At 45.2% G+C, this 20,769-nt stretch carries 21 protein-coding genes and 1 riboswitch; of the genes, 9 read left to right on the plus strand and 12 right to left on the minus strand.

Going from position 1 to position 20,769, the window contains the following annotated elements:
- Positions 1-29: 29 nt before the first annotated feature.
- Positions 30-332, minus strand: a complete 303-nt coding sequence (locus tag PBAL39_RS07885; RefSeq protein WP_008240139.1) for an HU family DNA-binding protein — start codon at positions 330-332, stop codon at positions 30-32.
- Positions 333-584: 252 nt separating this feature from the next.
- On the opposite strand from PBAL39_RS07885, the gene mutY reads away from it, so the two are divergent.
- The 4 genes from mutY (at position 585) to PBAL39_RS07905 (ending at position 3,708) form a co-directional block, all read left to right on the plus strand.
- Positions 585-1,637 (plus strand): A/G-specific adenine glycosylase, encoded by a 1,053-nt coding sequence (mutY, locus tag PBAL39_RS07890; RefSeq protein ID WP_008240141.1) that lies wholly within the window; start codon positions 585-587, stop codon positions 1,635-1,637.
- Between the two features lie 13 nt (positions 1,638-1,650).
- The gene (locus PBAL39_RS07895; protein ID WP_008240144.1) at positions 1,651-2,079 is read left to right on the plus strand and encodes a single-stranded DNA-binding protein; all 429 of its coding nucleotides are present in this window, start codon (positions 1,651-1,653) and stop codon (positions 2,077-2,079) included.
- A gap of 109 nt (positions 2,080-2,188) precedes the next feature.
- Positions 2,189-2,746, plus strand: a complete 558-nt coding sequence (locus PBAL39_RS07900) for a LemA family protein (protein ID WP_008240146.1) — start codon at positions 2,189-2,191, stop codon at positions 2,744-2,746.
- Positions 2,746-3,708 (plus strand): DUF3137 domain-containing protein, encoded by a 963-nt coding sequence (locus PBAL39_RS07905; RefSeq protein WP_008240150.1) that lies wholly within the window; start codon positions 2,746-2,748, stop codon positions 3,706-3,708. The genes PBAL39_RS07900 and PBAL39_RS07905 overlap by 1 nt, the downstream gene beginning before the upstream one ends.
- Positions 3,709-3,750: 42 nt before the next feature.
- Here PBAL39_RS07905 and carB read toward each other — a convergent pair whose 3' ends face one another.
- Both carB and PBAL39_RS07915 read right to left on the minus strand, forming a co-directional pair.
- Complete coding sequence (gene carB, locus PBAL39_RS07910) at positions 3,751-6,567, minus strand: carbamoyl-phosphate synthase large subunit (protein ID WP_008240151.1); 2,817 nt, start codon at positions 6,565-6,567, stop codon at positions 3,751-3,753.
- 210 nt (positions 6,568-6,777) lie between these two features.
- Complete coding sequence (locus PBAL39_RS07915; RefSeq protein ID WP_008240152.1) at positions 6,778-7,095, minus strand: carboxypeptidase regulatory-like domain-containing protein; 318 nt, start codon at positions 7,093-7,095, stop codon at positions 6,778-6,780.
- Positions 7,096-7,195: 100 nt separating this feature from the next.
- Here PBAL39_RS07915 and pnuC point away from each other — a divergent pair, with 100 nt between their 5' ends.
- The 5 genes from pnuC to PBAL39_RS07945 all read left to right on the plus strand — a co-directional run bounded on the left by pnuC (position 7,196) and on the right by PBAL39_RS07945 (position 13,028).
- Positions 7,196-7,840 (plus strand): nicotinamide riboside transporter PnuC, encoded by a 645-nt coding sequence (pnuC, locus tag PBAL39_RS07920; protein ID WP_232282914.1) that lies wholly within the window; start codon positions 7,196-7,198, stop codon positions 7,838-7,840.
- Entirely contained in the window at positions 7,824-8,363 is a 540-nt protein-coding gene (locus PBAL39_RS07925; protein WP_008240154.1) for an AAA family ATPase, read from the plus strand. Before pnuC ends, PBAL39_RS07925 begins: the two co-directional genes overlap by 17 nt.
- Before the next feature lie 28 nt (positions 8,364-8,391).
- A riboswitch (TPP riboswitch) is annotated at positions 8,392-8,533 on the plus strand.
- Positions 8,534-8,585: 52 nt separating this feature from the next.
- Positions 8,586-11,057: a TonB-dependent receptor gene (locus tag PBAL39_RS07935; protein ID WP_008240157.1), complete on the plus strand. Its 2,472-nt coding sequence runs from the start codon at positions 8,586-8,588 to the stop codon at positions 11,055-11,057.
- 6 nt (positions 11,058-11,063) lie between these two features.
- The gene (locus PBAL39_RS07940; protein WP_008240163.1) at positions 11,064-11,696 is read left to right on the plus strand and encodes a thiamine phosphate synthase; all 633 of its coding nucleotides are present in this window, start codon (positions 11,064-11,066) and stop codon (positions 11,694-11,696) included.
- A gap of 15 nt (positions 11,697-11,711) precedes the next feature.
- Positions 11,712-13,028 carry an MFS transporter gene (locus PBAL39_RS07945; protein ID WP_008240165.1) on the plus strand — a complete coding sequence of 439 codons (1,317 nt, stop codon included), beginning with the start codon at positions 11,712-11,714 and terminating at the stop codon, positions 13,026-13,028.
- On the opposite strand, the gene PBAL39_RS07950 is transcribed toward PBAL39_RS07945, so the two are convergent.
- The 9 genes from PBAL39_RS07950 to PBAL39_RS07990 all read right to left on the minus strand — a co-directional run bounded on the left by PBAL39_RS07950 (position 13,025) and on the right by PBAL39_RS07990 (position 20,765).
- Positions 13,025-14,773, minus strand: a complete 1,749-nt coding sequence (locus tag PBAL39_RS07950; RefSeq protein WP_039866291.1) for an ABC transporter ATP-binding protein — start codon at positions 14,771-14,773, stop codon at positions 13,025-13,027. The two genes, PBAL39_RS07945 and PBAL39_RS07950, sit on opposite strands and share 4 nt — an antisense overlap.
- Before the next feature lie 83 nt (positions 14,774-14,856).
- The gene (gene frr, locus PBAL39_RS07955; protein ID WP_008240167.1) at positions 14,857-15,420 is read right to left on the minus strand and encodes a ribosome recycling factor; all 564 of its coding nucleotides are present in this window, start codon (positions 15,418-15,420) and stop codon (positions 14,857-14,859) included.
- A 40-nt stretch (positions 15,421-15,460) separates the two neighbouring features.
- On the minus strand, positions 15,461-16,168 hold the full coding sequence (gene pyrH, locus PBAL39_RS07960) for a UMP kinase (RefSeq protein ID WP_008240168.1): 708 nt from the start codon (positions 16,166-16,168) through the stop codon (positions 15,461-15,463).
- A 23-nt stretch (positions 16,169-16,191) separates the two neighbouring features.
- Entirely contained in the window at positions 16,192-17,313 is a 1,122-nt protein-coding gene (gene nagA, locus PBAL39_RS07965; protein WP_008240169.1) for an N-acetylglucosamine-6-phosphate deacetylase, read from the minus strand.
- 93 nt (positions 17,314-17,406) lie between these two features.
- On the minus strand, positions 17,407-18,246 hold the full coding sequence (gene tsf, locus PBAL39_RS07970; protein ID WP_008240170.1) for a translation elongation factor Ts: 840 nt from the start codon (positions 18,244-18,246) through the stop codon (positions 17,407-17,409).
- A 99-nt stretch (positions 18,247-18,345) separates the two neighbouring features.
- Positions 18,346-19,176: a 30S ribosomal protein S2 gene (rpsB, locus tag PBAL39_RS07975; RefSeq protein ID WP_008240171.1), complete on the minus strand. Its 831-nt coding sequence runs from the start codon at positions 19,174-19,176 to the stop codon at positions 18,346-18,348.
- Between the two features lie 18 nt (positions 19,177-19,194).
- Entirely contained in the window at positions 19,195-19,581 is a 387-nt protein-coding gene (rpsI, locus tag PBAL39_RS07980) for a 30S ribosomal protein S9 (protein WP_008240172.1), read from the minus strand.
- Between the two features lie 16 nt (positions 19,582-19,597).
- On the minus strand, positions 19,598-20,041 hold the full coding sequence (gene rplM, locus PBAL39_RS07985) for a 50S ribosomal protein L13 (RefSeq protein ID WP_008240173.1): 444 nt from the start codon (positions 20,039-20,041) through the stop codon (positions 19,598-19,600).
- A 370-nt stretch (positions 20,042-20,411) separates the two neighbouring features.
- Positions 20,412-20,765, minus strand: a complete 354-nt coding sequence (locus PBAL39_RS07990; RefSeq protein ID WP_008240175.1) for a hypothetical protein — start codon at positions 20,763-20,765, stop codon at positions 20,412-20,414.
- Between the last annotated feature and the right edge of the window lie 4 nt (positions 20,766-20,769).

Here is a 20,769-nt window from a genome sequence, read left to right on the forward strand (position 1 = left end):
GGATCGGATACTGTTTATCATGAGAATGATTAAGCTTCTACGCTAACTTTTTTTGAATTATTTTTTACTTTGTCAACAAACACTTTTGCTGGTTTAAAGCTCGGTACGAAATGCTCCGGGATAATGATTGCAGTGTTTTTAGAAATATTTCTAGCAGTCTTCTGTGCTCTTTTCTTAACAACAAAACTGCCGAAGCCCCTAACATATACATTCTCTCCACCAATCATGCTGTTTTTGATGACCTTGAAAAATGCCTCAACGGTTTCTTGTACATCTACCTTTTCAATTCCTGTTTTCGTTGATATTTCTGAAATAATATCTGCCTTAGTCATATTCTCTGTTATTAATTTATAGTGTGTTATTACTTTATAAGTGTTTTGGGGTTGCAAAAGTATTGCTTTTTAATGAGATAGGAAAATAAAAGATGATTTATTTGTCTCCTGATCCATCACCGAATTGCAAGTTTTATTAAAAACACGTTAAGCCTGAGTTTAGGAATCATTAGAAATCAACCTCCATGGGCATCATTCAGCAAAAAACATTTCTTGATAAGTATACAAATAATTGCACGTATTTTTGTAGTTATGAGTTTTCAGAATGAAATCGTGAAATGGTATGAGCTGAACAAACGATCATTACCCTGGCGGAATACCCGTGACCCCTATGTAATCTGGCTGTCGGAAATCATTCTGCAGCAAACAAGGGTGGAACAGGGCCTGCCTTATTTCAATCGCTTCCTTTCACAATACCCCGGTATCACCGACTTTGCCAATGCGGAGGAAACTCAGATCCTCAAATTATGGCAGGGCCTCGGTTATTATTCAAGAGGCCGGAACATGCTGTATACTGCAAGACAGATCCGCGACAACCATAATGGGGTATTCCCTAATACTTATGATACTCTCGTTGGCCTGAAGGGCATTGGCGAATACACCGCGGCAGCCATCTCCTCTTTCTCTTCCGATGAATCCAAGGCAGTCCTGGATGGCAATGTCTTCCGCGTGCTCTCCCGCTACTTCGGCGTAGACAGCCCCATCAACAGTACCGAAGGCAAAAAAATTTTCAGTGCACTTGCACAGTCGCTCATCGCCGGCCAAACGCCATCAATATACAATCAGGCGATCATGGAGTTCGGCGCCCTGCAGTGCAAACCCAAATCACCTGACTGTCCCAGCTGCCCGGTGCATGCAGGCTGCGAAGCAAAAACAAAAGGCACTGTTGCCTTGTTGCCTGTAAAACTAAAAAAGCTAAAAAAACGCATCCGCTATTTTAATTATTTTGTATGCGAACAGGAAGGTCAGCTATTGGTGCGGAAAAGAGGTCCGGGAGATGTATGGCAGGAATTGTATGATTTCCCCCTGATTGAAACGGAAAATCATTTTACAGAAGTTCCGGAGCAGTTCTCCCACGCAGTGCAGGAATACTTTGGAAAAGAGGTAGTTATCAAACCACTTGCTGCGCACAAACATTTACTCACCCACCAAACTATATTTGTTCAATTTTTTGGTTTAGACAATTATATCATTAACTTTAAAGTAAAAGCAGATATAAAACGGGTTTCTTTAAGTGAATTTGATGGATTACCACAACCAAAGGTGATCGCAAATTTTATCGAATCCTATACAACTAAACAGTAAAAAACCAATTTTCATGTCAGGTATTAACAAAGTTATTTTAGTCGGTCATTTAGGCAAAGATCCTGAAGTCAGACATCTAGATGGAGGCGTCACTGTAGCCAGCTTTCCATTGGCGACATCAGAAACCTATAACAAGGATGGGAAACGTATAGAGCAAACAGAATGGCATAATATTGTTTTATGGAGGGGCCTGGCTGAAGTCGCTTCAAAATATCTGCAAAAAGGCAAACTGGTATATATAGAAGGTAAGCTGCGCACCAGGTCTTTCGAAGACAGAGAGAAAATCAAAAAATATGTAACTGAAGTCGTTGCAGAAAACTTCACCATACTTGGCCGTAAAAGCGATTTTGAACATACACCCGCCAGCACAGAAAATACCACACCCAAAAGTGAAGCTGAATACCTCGACCCAAGTGGCGTCGATGGTGACCTCCCCTTCTAACGATAAATCAACCGGCATTCTACATCAGCCCTATGCGTAAAAACACAGGGCTTTTTTATTTCCGGATATTTATATATTTACCATTTCAATTAACACTTAAACCACTCACATGATTATCTTCGGTATCATCATCGTCGTTCTGCTGATTATAGGCCTTAGCCTGTACAACTCACTCATCGCCAAAAAGAATCAGGTAGACAATGCCTTCTCCGCCATCGATGCCATGCTAAAAAAACGCTATGACCTCCTTCCCAACCTTGTGGAAACGGTAAAGCAGTACATGCAACATGAGGCAGGCTTACTTTCTAAAATTGTTGAGCTGCGCAGCAAGGCTTCCAACCCGGACATCAGCAGCGAAGAGCGGCTTCAGATAGACGCACAGATGAGCACAGCCCTCAAATCGGTCATGGTTACGGTAGAAAACTACCCGGACCTCAAAGCCAGCCAGAATTTCATCCAGCTGCAAAGTACCTGGACAGAAAGTGAAGAACAAATTGCAGCTGCGAGAAGAACATATAATGCCTCTGTAACGGATTACAACAATGGCATTATGATGTTCCCTGGAAGCATCATTGCAGGAATGATGAACTACAAACCAATGGCTGTACTTTCCATTCCGGAAGAAGAACGCAAAAACATCAGCGCTAAAGATCTTTTTAACCGTTAATGGAAGATCATATAGTTAAGCCCCCGGCCAGCGCATCTGTGATGCTCAATGGGCTTGAGGAACAAAGAAAAACACTCTCTGCCCTAAAGGTCCGCAGCTATATTTTCCTCGGTGCAGGAATTTTAATGATTGGCGGCGGTATTTTTCTGGGTGGCCCAATTACGGTCCTGCTGATCTGCGGCGCCATTCCGCTGATCACAGGTATCGTTATGGTGGCCAGAAACAGCTCCAGGGAAACGGAATATCAGCATCAGTTCAAGCAGACCTTCATTGCAAACGCATTGAAGGAAATCGATCCGAGCCTGCAGATTGATGCCTCAGATGGCCTCTCTGAGTCTGACTTTGTGGCCTCCAGGTTATTCTCACACCGGCCCGACCGCTACCATAGCGAAGATCAGATTTATGGTACCGCCGGCAAAACCAGGTTCAGCTTCTCTGAGGTTCACGCAGAATATAAAACCGTTACCCGGACAAAAAACGGCACTCAGGAACATTGGCATACCATCCTGAAGGGTATTGTTTTTTGTGCCGACTTCAACAAAAATTTCCGTGGCAGCACCATAGTCAGCCCCAGGGATCTTGGCGACGTCATCAGCTCCTGGATCTCCTCAGCAATACCCGTTTTTTCCAGGGATGAGCTCGTCAAACTCGAGAACCCGACATTTACCAAAACTTTCAGCACTTACTCCAATGATCAGGTAGAAGCCAGATACATCCTCACACCAACACTCATGGAGCGCATCTGTGAACTCAACAACCGCTGCAGTCAGACCATCAGCCTTTCTTTTACGGCTGACCATATATTTATCGCCTTTCCGCTCAATAAAAATTATTTTGAAGCCCCCGTATTTAAAACATTGCTTGATCCTGACTTATTACAGGAAGATCTTGCACTCATCCGTTTTATGTATGGCATCATCCATGAGCTGGACCTGAATACCCGGATCTGGGGAAAGAATTAAATTAAAAAAGGCTGTTTTCAGATGAAAACAGCCTTGCTTTTATTATTTCGACAAGTACATCGACTTATCTTTATATAACTTTCTGAAGTAAGGATCTTCCAGGTCTTTGATAAACCTGATCGCCTCACCTGTAGACTTCATCTCAGGCCCCAGCTCCTTAGCCACCTCAGGGAATTTATCAAATGAGAATACCGGTTCCTTAATCGCAAAACCTTTCAGCTTACGCTCAATGGTAAAATCTTTCAGCTTGGCGGCACCCAGCATCACCTTTGCGGCGATATTGATGTAAGGAACATCGTAAGCCTTTGCAATGAAAGGAACAGTCCTGGAAGCTCTAGGATTCGCTTCAATCACATACACCTTTTCATCTTTAACCGCAAACTGGATATTCAGTAATCCGATGACGTTGAGGGCCTTTGCAATTTTCTTAGAATAGACCTCCATGTCGTTCATCACCTTTTCAGACAAACTGAACGGCGGCAACACGGCACTTGAATCTCCGGAGTGAATCCCCGCAGGCTCAATATGTTCCATCAATCCAACAATATGCACATCTTCGCCATCACTGATGGAATCAGACTCTGTCTCTTCAGCACGGTCCAGGAAGTGGTCAATCAGTACGCGGTTACCAGGAAGATCGCCCAGCAGTTTCACTACCGCTTTTTCCAGGTCCTCATCATTGATCACAATGCTCATTCCCTGTCCACCCAACACATAACTTGGTCTTACCAGTACCGGATAGCCAACCTCATTCGCCACAACAATTGCTTCTTCTGCATTTTCAGCTACCCCATATCTAGGATAAGGAATTTCAAGCTCTTTCAGCAAGTCAGAGAAACGCCCCCTGTCTTCAGCAACATCCATGTCATTGTAAGAAGTACCGATGATCTTGATGCCATTCTCATGTAACTTTTCAGCCATTTTTAACGCGGTCTGACCTCCAAGCTGTACAATCACACCCTCCGGTTTCTCCAGATCGATGATTTCTCTTACATGCTCCCAGAATACAGGCTCAAAGTAAAGCTTGTCGGCCATATTGAAATCCGTAGAAACCGTCTCCGGGTTACAATTGATCATGATCGCCTCAAAACCACTTTCTTTCGCAGCTAGTAATCCATGTACACAAGAATAATCAAATTCAATTCCCTGACCAATACGGTTCGGCCCGGAACCCAATACAATTACTTTCTTTCTGTCTGATGGTACAGACTCGCTTTCCTCTTCAAAACTAGAGTAGTAATAAGGTGTCTGTGCCGCAAACTCTGCCGCGCAGGTATCCACCATCTTATAAACACGTTTGATACCCAGCGACCTTCTGCGTTCGTAGACCTCATCTTCCGTTACATTTCCCAGCAGATACGCAATCTGAATATCAGAGAAGCCCTTTTGTTTCAATGTAAAGAAGAATTCCTTAGGAATATTATTCAATGAGTACCTTTTCAGTTCAGTCTCCAGTTGTACCAGTTCATGAATCTGCGAAAGGAACCATTTATCAATTTTAGTGACTTTGCGGATGGACTCCAATGGAACACCCATGCTCATGGCGTCTTTGATCAGGAACAGACGGTTCCAGCTCGCATGCTCCAGTCCGTGCATGATCTCTTCAATGCTGCGGTTATGTTTACCATCCGCTCCAAGTCCCGCTCTACCGATTTCCAGACTCTGACAAGCCTTTTGCAAAGCCTCAATGAAACTACGCCCAATCGCCATCACCTCACCTACAGACTTCATCTGTAATCCAAGCTCCATATTGGCTCCTTTGAACTTATCAAAGTTCCAGCGTGGCACTTTCACAATCACATAGTCCAGTGTAGGCTCAAAATAAGCCGAGGTAGTCTTAGTGATCTGATTTTCGATTTCATCCAGGTTGTAACCAATGGCCAGCTTCGCCGCAATTTTAGCGATCGGGTAACCCGTAGCCTTACTTGCCAGTGCCGAAGAACGTGATACCCTTGGGTTGATCTCGATGGCGATGATGTCATCATTTTCAGGATTTACAGAAAACTGTACATTACATCCGCCGGCAAAGTTACCAATCGCACGCATCATCTTAATCGCCTGGTTACGCATATCCTGGTAACAACGGTCAGAAAGCGTCATCGCCGGTGCCACCGTGATGGAGTCACCAGTATGGATACCCATAGGGTCAAAGTTCTCAATAGAACAAATGATGATTACATTGTCATTACTGTCCCTCAGCAACTCCAGCTCATATTCTTTCCATCCGAACACTGCCTTTTCAACCAGCACCTCATGTGTTGGCGAAGCTTCAAGCCCGCGCTGTAAAGCATGGTCAAAATCTTCTTTTTTATGTACGAAACCACCGCCGGATCCACCGAGCGTATACGAAGGACGGATCACCAATGGATAACCAATCTGCTGGGCAGCTTCTTTACCTTCCAGGAAAGAGTTGGCAATCTTCGAAGGAGCAACACCCACACCGATGTCAATCATCAACTGGCGGAAAGCTTCCCTGTTTTCTGTTTTCTCAATCGCATCCACGTCTACACCGATCACACGGACACCGTGTTTCTCCCAGACACCGCGTTCTTCAGCTTCCTTACAAAGGTTTAATGCCGTTTGTCCACCCATAGTAGGCAGTACCGCATCAATCTTACGTTCTGTGAGGATTTGCTCAATCGAATCTACGGTCAGTGGCCACAGGTAAACATGGTCCCCAATTACCTTGTCGGTCATGATGGTTGCAGGGTTAGAGTTGATGATTGATACTTCAATCCCCTCTTCCTTCAGAGATAGGGCCGCTTGCGATCCTGAATAATCAAATTCACAAGCTTGACCAATGATGATAGGTCCCGATCCAATAATTAATACTGAGCGTATGGAGGTGTCTTTAGGCATAAGGCTTTAAAAAGTCTAAAGTTTTATATAAGTGTAATTCGTAAAAAATTGCGTTATTAAAGACCCGAGTAGTCTGGAGATTTTCTGCGCTCGTAAGTATGGAATATCCCGACTCTTCTGTCGGGATGCAAAGATACGCTTTTGCACATTACATTATGTGCTATTTTTTAAAAAACTACTTAAATAAAGAAGCGACGATTTTCATGCGATTTACTGCAGCAACCGGATCACGCCAACATCCGTCGTTGCACTGTCCACCACAGCGACATTTGAAAGGGTCACATCCTTGTAAGGCACTACAGCCTTTACCATTACACTATAGGTCCCGGCCTTCACATTGCTGAATACAAAGGTCCCTCCGTTGACCATTGTGGTCAGCGTATCTTTACCAGAAACCGCCAGCACCTGTACAGCTGCTTCCGCAGGATTCACCTTTCCCTGGATGCCTCCGGTCCTGGCCTTTGTAAAGGCCAGCAAACCCACCGATAAAAGGACAATACCCAATATATTTAACCCCAGATTTTTCATTGGTATAGAATTTAATATCAAAAATGCTCAGCCACATAAATGCAATAACGATGCCGTAATCTAAAAAATAAAGCGCCGTCATCGGTACAGACTTTTTTTAATGAGATCCACTCGTTACTTTTGGCGCATGGTCATCCTTCAATCCACCTTTTCCCAGTTTCTGATCAGCCAGTTTGAGCATACCACCTGGGCAGAATGGCTCGGTGTTATTACCGGATTCATCTGTATCTATCTTGCTGCCCGGGAAAAGGTAATGAGCTGGCCCATCTCCATCATCAGTGTTGTTGCCTATGCCTGGGTATTTTTCCAGGCCAGAATGTACGGAGATATGTCCCTGCAGTTCTATTTTCTCTTTACCGCCGTATACGGTTGGTACTACTGGAAAAAGAAAGACGGAAACAAAGAAGAACCCATCGCCAGCATTACAAAAAAACAATGGCTGATGGTCATTGTCTCCATCCCAGTACTCACCGTGTTACTCGGCTTTTTCCTGAAGACCTTTACAGATACAGACGTCCCCTTTGCCGATGGCTTCTGCACAGCGATGAGTTTTGTCGCACAGGTGCTCCTCACCAGGAAAATCCTCCAGAACTGGATCATCTGGATCATTGTCGACCTTTGTTACGTACCTCTATATATTTACAAACACCTGAACCTGAGTGCAATTTTCTACGCATTTTTAGTGATCATTGCCTTGAAGGGCTACCTGGACTGGAGGAGAACCTATCGTGAACAAACCCATTAAGATCGCCATTGTCGGACCGGAGAGTACCGGAAAGTCAACCATCACACAGCAGCTGGCAAAACACTACCGCACGCTGTGGGTGCCTGAATATGCACGTTACTACTGTGCCGCGCTCACCGCGCCCTGCGACCTGCAGGACGAGGTCAATATGTTCCATGGGCAGCTCGCCCTGGAAGAGTCCATTCTGGCCATTGCCGAACAACCCTTCATCTTTACCGACACCACTTTCCTCACGGTGAAAATATGGAGTGATGAGGTTTTTGGTGAAACGCCGCAGGTAGTGCTTGACGCCCTGCCACAACACCCATATGACCTCTATCTGCTGATGGACATCGACCTTCCATGGCAGGAAGACCCCCTCCGCGATTTCCCCAACAAACGGGAGCACTTTATGGAAGTATGGCATACCGAACTAAAAGCACTCCAGGCAAAATACGTTCTTGTCGGCGGACAGGAGCATAGATTATCCAACGCCATCAGGGAGGTTGACCGCTTCCTCGCCCCTCTTCTGAAAACAATTTAATACAGAACAAAATTTTTCAATACCTTTGCCCCATCAAAAAGGGGTGCCTTGTTTTGTAAGAAACACAAAAACAGGCTGAGAGCATACCCATTGAGATCAACGGCCACAACGGCGGATCTCATGCACCTGATCCGGATAATGCCGGCGTAGGGATTGGAGTTATGGAGTTTAACTGGGCTGTAAGTACCCCTTACTTGCAGTGGTTTAACTAAAAAAGAAACATTGAAAAAATTACTGATCATCACAGTCGCTGTACTGTTGTTCCCCGCATTTACATGGGCCCAGTTCAGCATCTCAGGAACAATTACCGAAAAATCAAATCAGGCACTTCCGGGAGCTTCCGTCAGGATTAAAAACAAAACTGCAGGAGCCACGACCGACGCACAGGGAAAATACAGCATCAGCAACCTTCCTGCCGGCAACTACACCCTGTCCATCAGCTTTATAGGATACAGGACCATCGAGAAAAACGTCAGCATCAATGCCGATCAAACACTCAACGTCATCCTCACACCGGCTACACTCATCGCCGAAGAGGTGATTGTCAGGGCCACACGCGCCACTGAAAAATCAGCTACCACTTATAAAAACATCAGCAAGGCCGACATTGAAGCGAACAACTTCGGACAAGACCTGCCTTTCATCCTCAACAACACGCCAGGAGTGGTCGTGACCTCTGATGCAGGAGCAGGAGTAGGTTATACCGGCATCAGGATCAGGGGCAGCGACGCCAGCAGGGTCAACGTAACGGTCAATGGCATTCCTTACAACGATAGTGAAAGCCAGGGTACCTTTTGGGTAAACATGCCCGATTTTGCCTCGTCGACAGACAACATCCAGATCCAGCGCGGTGTAGGAACCTCTACGAACGGGGCGGGTGCATTTGGTGGAAGTCTGAACATCCAGACCGCCAGTGCTGCAGATCAGCCATACGGGGAGCTGAACAATACCTATGGCTCATTTAATACCCTTAAAAATACAGTGAAGCTAGGTACAGGTATGATTGATAACAAATGGAGCTTCGACGGCCGCCTTTCGAGGATCAAGTCCGACGGCTTCATCGACCGCGCTGCATCAGACCTAAAGTCTTACTTCCTTTCCGGTGCCTACTATGGCAAGAAAGACCTGCTCCGCGTCAATGTATTCGCAGGAACAGAAAAAACTTACCAGGCATGGAACGGGATTCCGGAATCCAGGCTCAATGGAGACCTCGCAGGCATGGAAGCCTTCATCGGCAGAAATTTCTACGATGACCGCGCCGATCAGGATGCGGCAAATCTGCTCAACTCCGGCAGCAGAACCTACAATTCCTTTACCTATAAAGACCAGACCGACAACTATTGGCAAAATCACTATCAGGCTATATACGCCAGACAGTTTAATGAGAAATTCTCCTTTAATGGTGCCCTGCACTATACTGACGGCAAAGGATACTTCGAAGAGTTCAAGAACGACGCTTCCTTCAGCAAATATGGACTGCCAGACGTAGAATTAAACGGAACGACCATCGACCAGACCGACCTCGTCAGACGCCGCTGGCTGAACAATGACTTTTACGGACTGACTTATGCATTCAACTACCAGGCGCAATCGAACCTCAGCTTTACATTGGGAGGTGCCTACAATCAATACAGGGGTAAACATTATGGCCAGGTCATCTGGGCAGAATATGCTTCCACCGGAACGGCCGACCGACACTATTACGACGGTAAAGGCAATAAGGACGACTTCAACATCTTCGGAAAGGTCAATTATGCTCCCCTGGAGAACCTGAACCTCTTTGCCGACCTCCAGTACAGGTCTGTCAGTTACGCCATTACGGGTACTGACAAAAACCTGAGCAGCCTGGACTTCGATAATCAGTATGATTTTTTCAACCCAAAGATCGGCGCTACCTATACGCTTAACGAACAAAGCAATATCTACGGTTCCTTCAGCGTGGCCAATAAGGAACCTAACAGGGACGACTTCACCAACCTGAAAGCTGGACTGGCCGTACCCAAGGCCGAGCACCTGAACAATGTGGAAGCTGGGTACCGCTTCAAAAACAACCGCCTTGATGCCGGCCTCAATGTATATGGTATGTTCTACAAAGACCAGCTGATCTTCACCGGAGAGATCAACGAATACTCCGATGCCTACCGCCAGAATGTAGACAAGAGCTACCGCATCGGTGTGGAGCTGGACGCTGCATACGTCATCAACAGCAAGTTCGGCATCAATGCCAATGCTGCCCTGAGCAGGAACAAGATCAAAAATTACATCGACTACATCACTGAATACGATGCAGATTTCAATGAAATTGGGGTAGTTCCAACTACTTATGCGAACCCGGACATCTCCTTTTCTCCCGCTGCTGTCCTTTTCGGAGAACTGGTCTACAAACCGCTGAAGGGATTTGCAGCAGCCATCCAGAGCAAATATGTCAGCAAACAATATATGGACAATACGCAGAATGCTGCCAGGATGCTGGATGCCTACTGGATACAAAATGCCAGACTCGGTTATGATTTCCAGATGAAAGGCCTTAAAAATGTGAACATCGGGCTCCTGGTCAATAACCTGCTCAACGAAAAGTACGAAAGTAACGGTTATACCTACAGCTCATTGTCGCAAGGCGTGACCACCACTGAAAATTTTTATTTTGCGCAGGCAGGAACTAATTTTCTACTTTCGCTGAATCTGAAATTCTAATCCATTATGAAAAAGTTCATCGAAAGACTCCATTTTATTACACACGACATCCCTCAGCTCAGTCACATTGACCAGGCACGCATCGCCTGTGAGGCAGGTGCGAAATGGGTACAATACCGCTGTTTAACGAAAAATGACGAAGAACTACTCAAAGACATTCATGTAATTGCCGAAATCTGCGACGACTGGGGTGCAACCCTGATCGTCACAGACCATATCCATCTGAACGGCAAAGCCGACATTCAGGGATTCCACATCGAAGATATGGATGCTGATTTCGTCAGGATCCGCGAGCAGTTGGGCGAGGCCATTACCATCGGTGGTTCCTCAAATACGGTCGAAGGATTGCAGCGGCTCGCTACTGAGGGAGTGGATTATGCCGGGTTCGGCCCCTTCTCCCATACCGATACCAAGCCCAATTCCATGCCTCACCTTGGTATTGATGGCTACCGCAAGGCCATTGTCAGTCTTAACGACCTGAACATCGGACTTCCTGTGTTGGCCGTAGGCGGTGTTACGGCAGCCGATATAGCAGAATTGCTCGACACTGGAATCTTTGGCATCGCCGCATCTTCAGCCATCAACCAGGCCCCGGACATGCGCGAAGCCTACCTGTCATTTTATGACAAAATCATGTAACACATTTTAACACAGATGTATGCCTCCGGGCATACATTTGCGTTAAAAAATTCTCCTTTGGAAAACCAGAGCATCATCACCAAACCTGATCCTTACGCCGCACTCCGTTACAAAGAGTTCCGCTCCTATCTGGGCATGCGTTTCTTCTTCACTTTTGCTTATCAGATGCAGGCCGTCATCATCGGCTTTCACATCTATCACCTGACCAAGGATCCGCTTGCCCTCGGCCTCGTCGGACTTTGTGAAGCCATTCCAGCCATCAGCATTGCCTTATATGGTGGATACGTAGCCGATAAATCAGAAAAAAGGGGCCTGCTCATCAACATCTTCAGCGGCGTCTTCCTATGCTCCCTAATCATGCTGATCGTCACCACGAAACAAATGCATGCCTACGTGCCTGTAAGTTTTATTGTGCCCATCATGTATACGATGGTTTTCGGCATCGGCATCGCCAGGGGATTCTTCGGACCGGCAACCTTTTCCCTGATGGCGCAGATCATCCCGAAACACCTTTACCCGAATTCCAGCACCTGGAACAGCTCCAGCTGGCAGGCAGCATCTATCGCCGGACCCGCCATTGGCGGCCTCATTTATGGCTTTTTTGGAATCACCGTTACCTATGCGGTCATCCTGCTGTTCATCAGCATCGCTCTTGTCTGCATTTTCCTTCTGAAAAAACACCCGGCTACCTTTATTCCTAAGGAAAACATCATTGATGCCCTTACTGTAGGTGTAAAGTTTGTCTTCAAAAATAAAATGATGCTTGGCGCAATGAGCCTGGACTTGTTCTCGGTGTTTTTCGGCGGTGCGGTAGCGCTGCTCCCTGTGTTTGCCAACGACATCCTCAAGGTGGGTTCCGAGGGACTGGGATTCATGCGTGCCGCAGCCTCCAGCGGAGCGGTCATCACCATGCTCGCCATGACACGCTTCTCTCCCATGAACAAGCCATGGCGTAACCTCCTGATTGCGGTCACAGGTTTTGGTACCAGCATTATCTGTTACGGACTGTCCAAAAGCTTTTACCTCACCTTGGTATTTCTCTTCATGGAAGGCGCATTTGATAGTGTCAGCGTCATCATTCGCTCCACGATTATGCAGCTGCTGACGCCGGACGAAATGCGCGGCAGGGTATCTGCCGTCAACAGCATGTTCGTTGGCTCCTCCAATGAAATCGGCGCTTTTGAATCAGGGCTCACCGCAAAGCTGATGCGTACCGTACCCGCCGTTGTTTTCGGTGGCGGAATGACCATACTCGTGGCAGGAATAACCTATTTCAAGACCAAAAGTATGACCAGACTCAGCCTGCAGGAGATCAATGACATGAAGACCTAATCTTCCTTCCGCTCTCCAACCTGCTGTCTCCACATCGCATAGTAGAGCCCGTTTTCTTTCAGCAGTTCTTCATGTTTGCCCTGCTCAATGATGCGACCTTTCTCCAATACGTAAATGCGGTCCGCGTGGCGGATCGTAGAAAGCCTGTGTGCAATTAAAATGGTAATGTGACTGGTCTGTATCGAAATGTCCCTGATCGTCGCTGTAATCTCTTCTTCTGTCAGTGAATCGAGTGAAGAAGTAGCCTCATCAAAGACCAGGATGTCCGGTCGACGCAATAAAGCCCTTGCAATTGACAACCGTTGTTTCTCACCTCCGGATACCTTTACGCCGCCTTCACCGATCACCGTATCCAGTCCCTGCTCAGCCCTGGCCAGCAAGGTATGACAGGCTGCCTGACGCATCACACGCAAACATTCCTCATCCGTGGCATCCGGGCGCACAAACTGAAGGTTTTCCCTGATCGTACCTGCAAACAATTGTGTATCCTGAGTTACAAATCCAATTTTCTCCCTTAGCAGGTCCAGGTCAATGTCCTTACTGGATGAACTGTTATAATAAACATCGCCTTCTACCGGCTGATAAAGACCAACCAAGAGTTTTACAAGTGTGGTCTTTCCGGAACCCGATGGCCCTACAAAAGCAATGGTCTCACCGTTGTTAGTGCTGAAATTGATTGCATTCAGCGCATTGCTCTTACCGGTCAGGTGTTTAAAATTAACATCCTTAAATTCCAATGTAGTAATTTTCTCCAGCTTCACTGGGTTAAGCGGCTTCTGGTCCACCGGCATATTGAGGATACGCTTGAAATTACCCAGGGAAACCTCAGCCTCACGCCAAGAAAGGATCACATTGCCCAGCTCCTGCAGCGGACCGAAGAGAAAGAAGGAATAAAAAAGGAAAGAAAAATATTGTCCTGCAGAGATCGTGTTCTCGAAGATAAGAATCAGCAAAACCACCACCATTGTACTGCGTACAAAGTTAACGGTTGTGCCCTGCACGAAGCTCATGCTACGCACATACTTCACCTTCCTCAACTCCAGTCCGAGAATCTTATAGGTAGTTTTGTTCAGCCGTTCTATTTCCTGGTTTGCAAGGCCCAGACTCTTCACCAGCTCAATGTTACGCAGCGACTCCGTTGTCGATCCCGCAAGGGAAGTGGTTTCTGCAACGATGGTCTTCTGGATCGTTTTGATTTTCCTGCTGAGAAACCAGCTCAGGAAACTGATGATTGGAATTGCAGAAAAATAAATCAACGTCACCTTATAACTAACCGTCACAGAATAAACGATGACAAATACCATCCCGATCAGGCTGACAAACAGAATGCTGATAAAAGAAGTAATGAATTTCTCCGAATCCAGTCTTACTTTCTGAAGGATTCCCAATGTCTCGCCGCTCCGCTGATCTTCGAACACCTGATATGGCAGCTCCAGGGAATGTTTCAGACCATCTGCATACATCTTCGCTCCTACTTTCTGCACAATAATGCTGGTAAAATAATCCTGAAAATTCTTCGCAATCCTGGATACCATGGCCGCCCCGACACTGAGCCCTACCAGTCCGAGCACCCCCCAAATAAACTGGCTTTTGTTCAGCACATCCTTTTTATTGATGAACTCATCAAGAATCCTTCCTGTAATATAAGGATCCAATAATGAAAATCCGATGTTGATTGCCGCCAGCAGCAAGGCCAGGGCAACCACCCATTTATGTCGTTGTAAATACTGTAATAATAGTCCCATTTGAATAAATCTGCCCAAAAATAAAGAAAGGGAATGACGCCTGATGCTCATTCCCTTTAAATTACAAGTAAATTATAATACGGTTATACCGTCATGATGTCTTTTTCTTTTGCTTCCGCATGTTTATCCACCTTGATGATATAGGCATCAGTGATCTTCTGTACTTCAGCCTCACCAGTCTTAATCTCATCATCAGAAACACTTTCGCCTTTCAGCTTTTTGATTTTCTCGTTTGCATCTTTACGGATGTTGCGCACCGTGATCTTTCCACGTTCCGCTTCTTCTTTCACCTTCTTCACCAGGTCACGTCGACGCTCCTCGGTAAGTGGCGGAACCACTAAGCGGATCACCACACCATCATTTTGTGGATTGATACCGATATTCGCTTCCATAATTGCACGCTCGATCGGTACCAGCATATTTTTTTCCCATGGCTGAACAAGCAATGTGCGCGCATCAGGAGTATTGATACTGGCTACCTGCGACAGGCCTGTGGAGCTTCCATAATAATCTACAAAGATGCCATCCAACATTCCGGCAGAAGCTTTTCCTGCACGGATTTTTGTCAATTCAGATTCACAATGGTCAATCGCCTTGTCCATGCTGGCCTGAGCATCCTGTAATTGTTTCTTTATGAGGTCATTCATTTTGTGTATAATTTAACCAAAAATATAAAATTTATTAGAATCAGTTTTTAACCAGGGTACCAATTTCTTCACCCTTCGCAATTTTCATGAAGTTCCCCGTTTTGTTCATGTCAAACACGATGATTGGCAGTTCATTTTCCTCGCAAAGTGTGAACGCAGTCATGTCCATTACATTCAGCCCCTTTGCATATACTTCTTTGAAAGAGATCTCGCTGTATTTCGTTGCAGTCGGATCCTTCTCCGGATCGGCAGTATAAATGCCGTCTACACGTGTACCTTTCAACACCACATCTGCCTTAATCTCGATGGCACGCAGGGCAGCCGCAGAGTCGGTCGTAAAATAAGGATTTCCAGTACCTGCACCAAAAATCACTACACGGCCTTTCTCCAGGTGACGTACTGCTCTTCTGCGGATGAAAGGCTCACAGATCTGCTCCATCTTAATGGCAGTCAGCAAACGTGTTTTTAAACCTACTTTTTCCAATGCATCCTGCAAAGCCATACTGTTGATCACTGTTGCCAGCATCCCCATGTAATCTGCCTGTGCACGGTCCATGCCTGATTTTTCTGCGCTTAAACCTCTAAAAATGTTACCTCCTCCAATCACAATTGCAATCTCCAGACCTTCGTCATGTACCGCTTTTATGTCTTCAGCGTACTGTCTTACACGCTCATTATCAATACCATATTGCTTCTCGCCCATCAGCGATTCACCACTTAATTTCAGCAGGATCCGTTTATACTTCATGACTTCAAAAATAACTATTTGTTTTAATTTATAGGACTCAAATGTTCAACTCCGCTGACAAAAACTTTGTTTAACCCCAGACTGGGTGATAAGCACAACAGATCAGCGTGGTTACCAACACTTAATGTGCCAAATTCTGCAGAAGGCCCCATTACTTTCGCCGGATTTGCCGTAGCCATACGCAGGGCGGTCTCCAGGGGAATATCACAGTGGTTGATACAATTGCCGAGGGCTTGCAGCATGGTGATGTTGGAACCTGAAAGTGTCCCCTCAGGAGTCACAAACCTGTCGCCCCTCAATTCATGCTGATAAGGACCAATGTTACAGGGCGTTACCGCATCCGTAATCAGGAACAAGCGGTCACCCATAACTTTTGAAGTCATCCTGATCACTTCAAAATCCACGTGTACACCATCTGCAATAATACTTGCCATCGCTGTCGGGTGACTGAATACTGCTACCGGGAGGTTTGGTGCACGGTGATGAATGGAAGGCATCGCGTTGAATAAATGCGTTGTCGTACTGAAGCCCTTGTCAAAAGCAGCCGTAGCCTGTTCAAAATCACAGTCACTGTGTCCTAAGGACAAGATGATTCCTTTTTGCTTCAGAAAAAGGATCACTTCCTCATCCTGCAGCTCATCAGCAATGGTCATCATCTTTATCGTTCCTTCCGCATAATCGAGCAGTCCCTTTACTTCCTCCAGTGTAGCCTTGCACATCAGTGCTTCGGGGTGTGCACCTCTCCGCTTAGGGTTGAGGTATGGGCCTTCGAGGTGCAGGCCCATAAATCCGCTTTGCCGCGCACCATAAGCCTTCGCAGCATCGATGGCCTGGTAAACAATCTCCCAGGTATTGGTCGCTACTGTAGCCAGGAAACCGGTAGTCCCCTTGCTGCGCAGGTCAGCCTCCATTTGCTTTAGGGTCTCTGCGGTAGGATAAGCAGAGAAAAGATCTCCGCCGCTGCCATAAATCTGCAAGTCAACGAACCCAGGCGTAATGAGATCACCCTGCACGTCGATGACCTGACAGCCATCGGGCAGAGGCCCTTCAGCAATCCGGCTGATCCGGCCGTCTTCGATTAGGATGTATTGATTGGTAACGAGCTGACCGGAGTAGAAAAACTGACCGTTGGTAATGGCAATCATAATAGGAGATCTATGGGATGAAATTTTCCAAATATAACAAAAGAGGTCCCGCGGAAAACCACAGGACCTCTTTTTAAAGTATTTTATCAGGAATTAAGCGCCCAATTGAATACGTTTGAATGCAGTAACAGTTAAACCGTTAGCTGTATCATTTAAGAATTTACGAACGTCTTTAGAAGAATCTTTAACGAACTCCTGGTTCAACAAAGTGCTGTCTTTGTAGAATTTATTCAATTTACCAGCAGCAATTTTTTCTACCATTTCTTCAGGTTTACCTTCTGCACGGATTTGCTCTTTAGCGATTTCTGTTTCACGCTCGATAGTAGTTGCGTCAACATCACCTTTATCCAAAGCAACAGGGTTCATCGCAGCAATCTGCATTGCGATGTCTTTACCAGCTTCTTCAACACCAGCAACATCCTGGTTTAAAGCAACCAGTACACCTAAACGGTAATTACCGTGGATGTAAGGAACAACTTTCTCACCTGCAACAGTTTCGAATTTAGAGATACCGATTTTCTCGCCGATTTTACCAGTGTTTTCGATGATGATGTCAGAAACTTTCTGACCATCGATTTCCAAAGCAAGAAGTGCTTCCAGAGAAGCTGGGTTCTGCTCAATAGCAAGGTCAGTGAATTTGTTAGCCAAAGCAACGAAATCAGCGTTTTTAGCTACGAAGTCAGTTTCGCAGTTCAACTCAACCACAACACCACGTTTACCGTCTGCTGTTGCTTTCGCGATTACCACACCTTCGTTAGAGTCACGGTCCTGACGTGAAGCTGCTACTTTAGCACCTTTTTTACGTAGATAATCAACCGCTGCTTCGAAATCACCGTTAGTTTCGATTAATGCTTTTTTGCAATCCATCATACCGGCACCGGTTTGTTGGCGTAATTTGTTTACGTCTGCTGCAGAAATTTGTACTGTAGACATTCTGTTTCTTTTTAAGTTTTTATTAAAAGATTATGGGTTGTGCAGTGTTTGTTGCAAGCAAAACCTCCAACGTACAACGCACAACCCATATTAAATTATTTAGGCTTCTTCGCTAGTACCTTCTTCTTCAGAGGCATCAGCGCTTACTTTTTTCCTTCTTGCACCAGGAGCAGCAGCTTCAGGAGCATCAGCAGCAGCTTTAGCAGCTACAGCTTCTTTTTCAGTTTCTTCGTCTTTCTCACGTTTACGCTCATCTAAACCTTCTTCGATCGCTTTGATGATGACATCAGTGATCAGGGAGATAGATTTAGTAGCATCATCATTCGCAGGGATCGGGAAATCGATGTTCGAAGGATCAGAGTTAGTATCAACCATTGCAAATGTTGGAATGTTCAATTTCAACGCTTCGCTAACAGCGATGTGCTCTTTTTTAACGTCAATTAAAAAGATAGCAGCTGGCAAACGGTTAAGATCCGCAATACCACCTAATAAGCTTTCCAATTTGATACGCTCACGTTGGATCATCAAACGCTCTTTCTTTGAAAGAATTGAATAAGTACCGTCTTTAGTCATTTTATCGATGTTAGACATCTTTTTGATTGACTTGCGAACAGTAGCAAAGTTAGTCAACATACCACCTAACCAACGCTCAGTTACGAAAGGCATGTTTACTTTTTTTGCTTGATCAGCAACGATTTCTTTAGCTTGTTTCTTAGTCGCTACAAATAAGATCTTACGACCTGATTTTACAATCTGTTTGATTGCTGAAGCAGCTTCTTCAGTTTTAGTTAAAGTTTTATTTAAATCTATAATGTGGATACCATTGCGCTCCATGAAAATGTAAGGCGCCATTTTTGGGTTCCATTTACGGGTAAGGTGACCGAAGTGTACACCTGCATCCAATAAGTCTTGATATGTAGTTCTTGCCATTGTGTTTGTCTCCTTAGATTAACGTTTACTGAATTGGAATTTCTTACGTGCTTTCTTACGTCCTGGTTTCTTACGTTCAACCATACGCATATCACGGGTCATTAACCCTTTAGCGCGCAATGCTGGTTTTTTCTCAGCATCCAATTCCACAATAGCTTTAGCGATAGCTAAACGAACTGCTTCCGCCTGACCTTTGATACCACCACCAGCAACATTTACATTCACATCATACTGACCTACCAATTCTGAAACTTCGAATGATTGGTTAACGATGTATTGTAAAGGCAATGTTGGAAAATATACTTTATGGTCTTTACCGTTTACGGTAATGGTGCCGTTGCCTTCTTTTAAATAGATACGTGCAACAGCAGTTTTTCTTCTTCCTGAAGTGTTAGTAACTGACATTTCTTTCTTCCTTTAATTAAAGTGTAATGGTTTTTGGTGATTGTGCTGCATGTGGATGCTCTGCTCCTGCATAAACAAAAAGGTTGGTGTATAATTTAGCACCAAGTTTTGTTTTAGGTAACATACCACGTACCGCTTTCTCGATAACACGCTTAGGATGTTTCGCCATTAACTCTTTAGGAGAAATGAAACGCTGACCACCTGGATAACCAGTGTAAGAAATATAACGTTTATCGCTAAACTTATTTCCGGTCAACTTAACCTTGTCTGCATTGATAACGATCACATTATCACCGCAGTCTACGTGTGGGGTGTACTCAGGCTTGTTTTTACCACGGATGATCATTGCGATCTTCGATGACAAGCGCCCCAAAATCTCGCCTTGTGCATCAACAACAACCCACTGTTTGTTAACAGTTTTTGCATTGGCAGAGACAGTTTTGTAACTTAACGTATTCACTTGCTTGTATTTAATTTGTTAAACAATTATTTATTCACCCTTAAATTTAGGGACTGCAAAGATAGACAGAAATATTTAAATGCCAAACAGTTGAGCAAATAATATTTAATATCATAAAAGTGATGCCACCTTCACCGTAAACTGATTTCAGGAATAAAGCAGGCGTATGACGCGCTAACCAGGCCCTATACACGGGCTATATGAGGGCTAAGGTTGACAAGGGGTTAACAAGGAGTTGACAAGGGGTTGGCAAGGTTAAAAGGCCATTTTACCTTACCAACCCCTCTTCAACCCGTCTCCAGAACCCCGCCGGACCTAGCCCTCATATAGCCCGTGTATAGGACTCATTTAAAATAAATCCAACGCCAGATCAATGCCGCCAGTTCAAAAAAATTAAAATGAAATGGACCACAATACTCAGAATGAATACCGATGTCAGTAAAATATAAAACCAGCTGTTACCAAAATAGTCGTAGGTAATCGATGACTTTACGATATGCACCAGCCCAATGCTTAGAAAACCAACAAAACACAAATTAACGATGCATAGCAGATAATGTATCCAGTTAAAAGGCAACTCCTCCTGAAGACTTCTCAGGACAAGGCCATTCAGCAATGCCACAGATAGGATCCAGGCCACTACATACACGCTCCCGTTGGTCAGGAACATAACATAGTAGGCAACGGCCATTCCCAGGTTCAGATAAGAAAGTTTCTTTAACATACTT

The organism is Pedobacter sp. BAL39 (genome assembly GCF_000170795.1).
Taxonomy (GTDB): Bacteria; Bacteroidota; Bacteroidia; order Sphingobacteriales; family Sphingobacteriaceae; genus Pedobacter.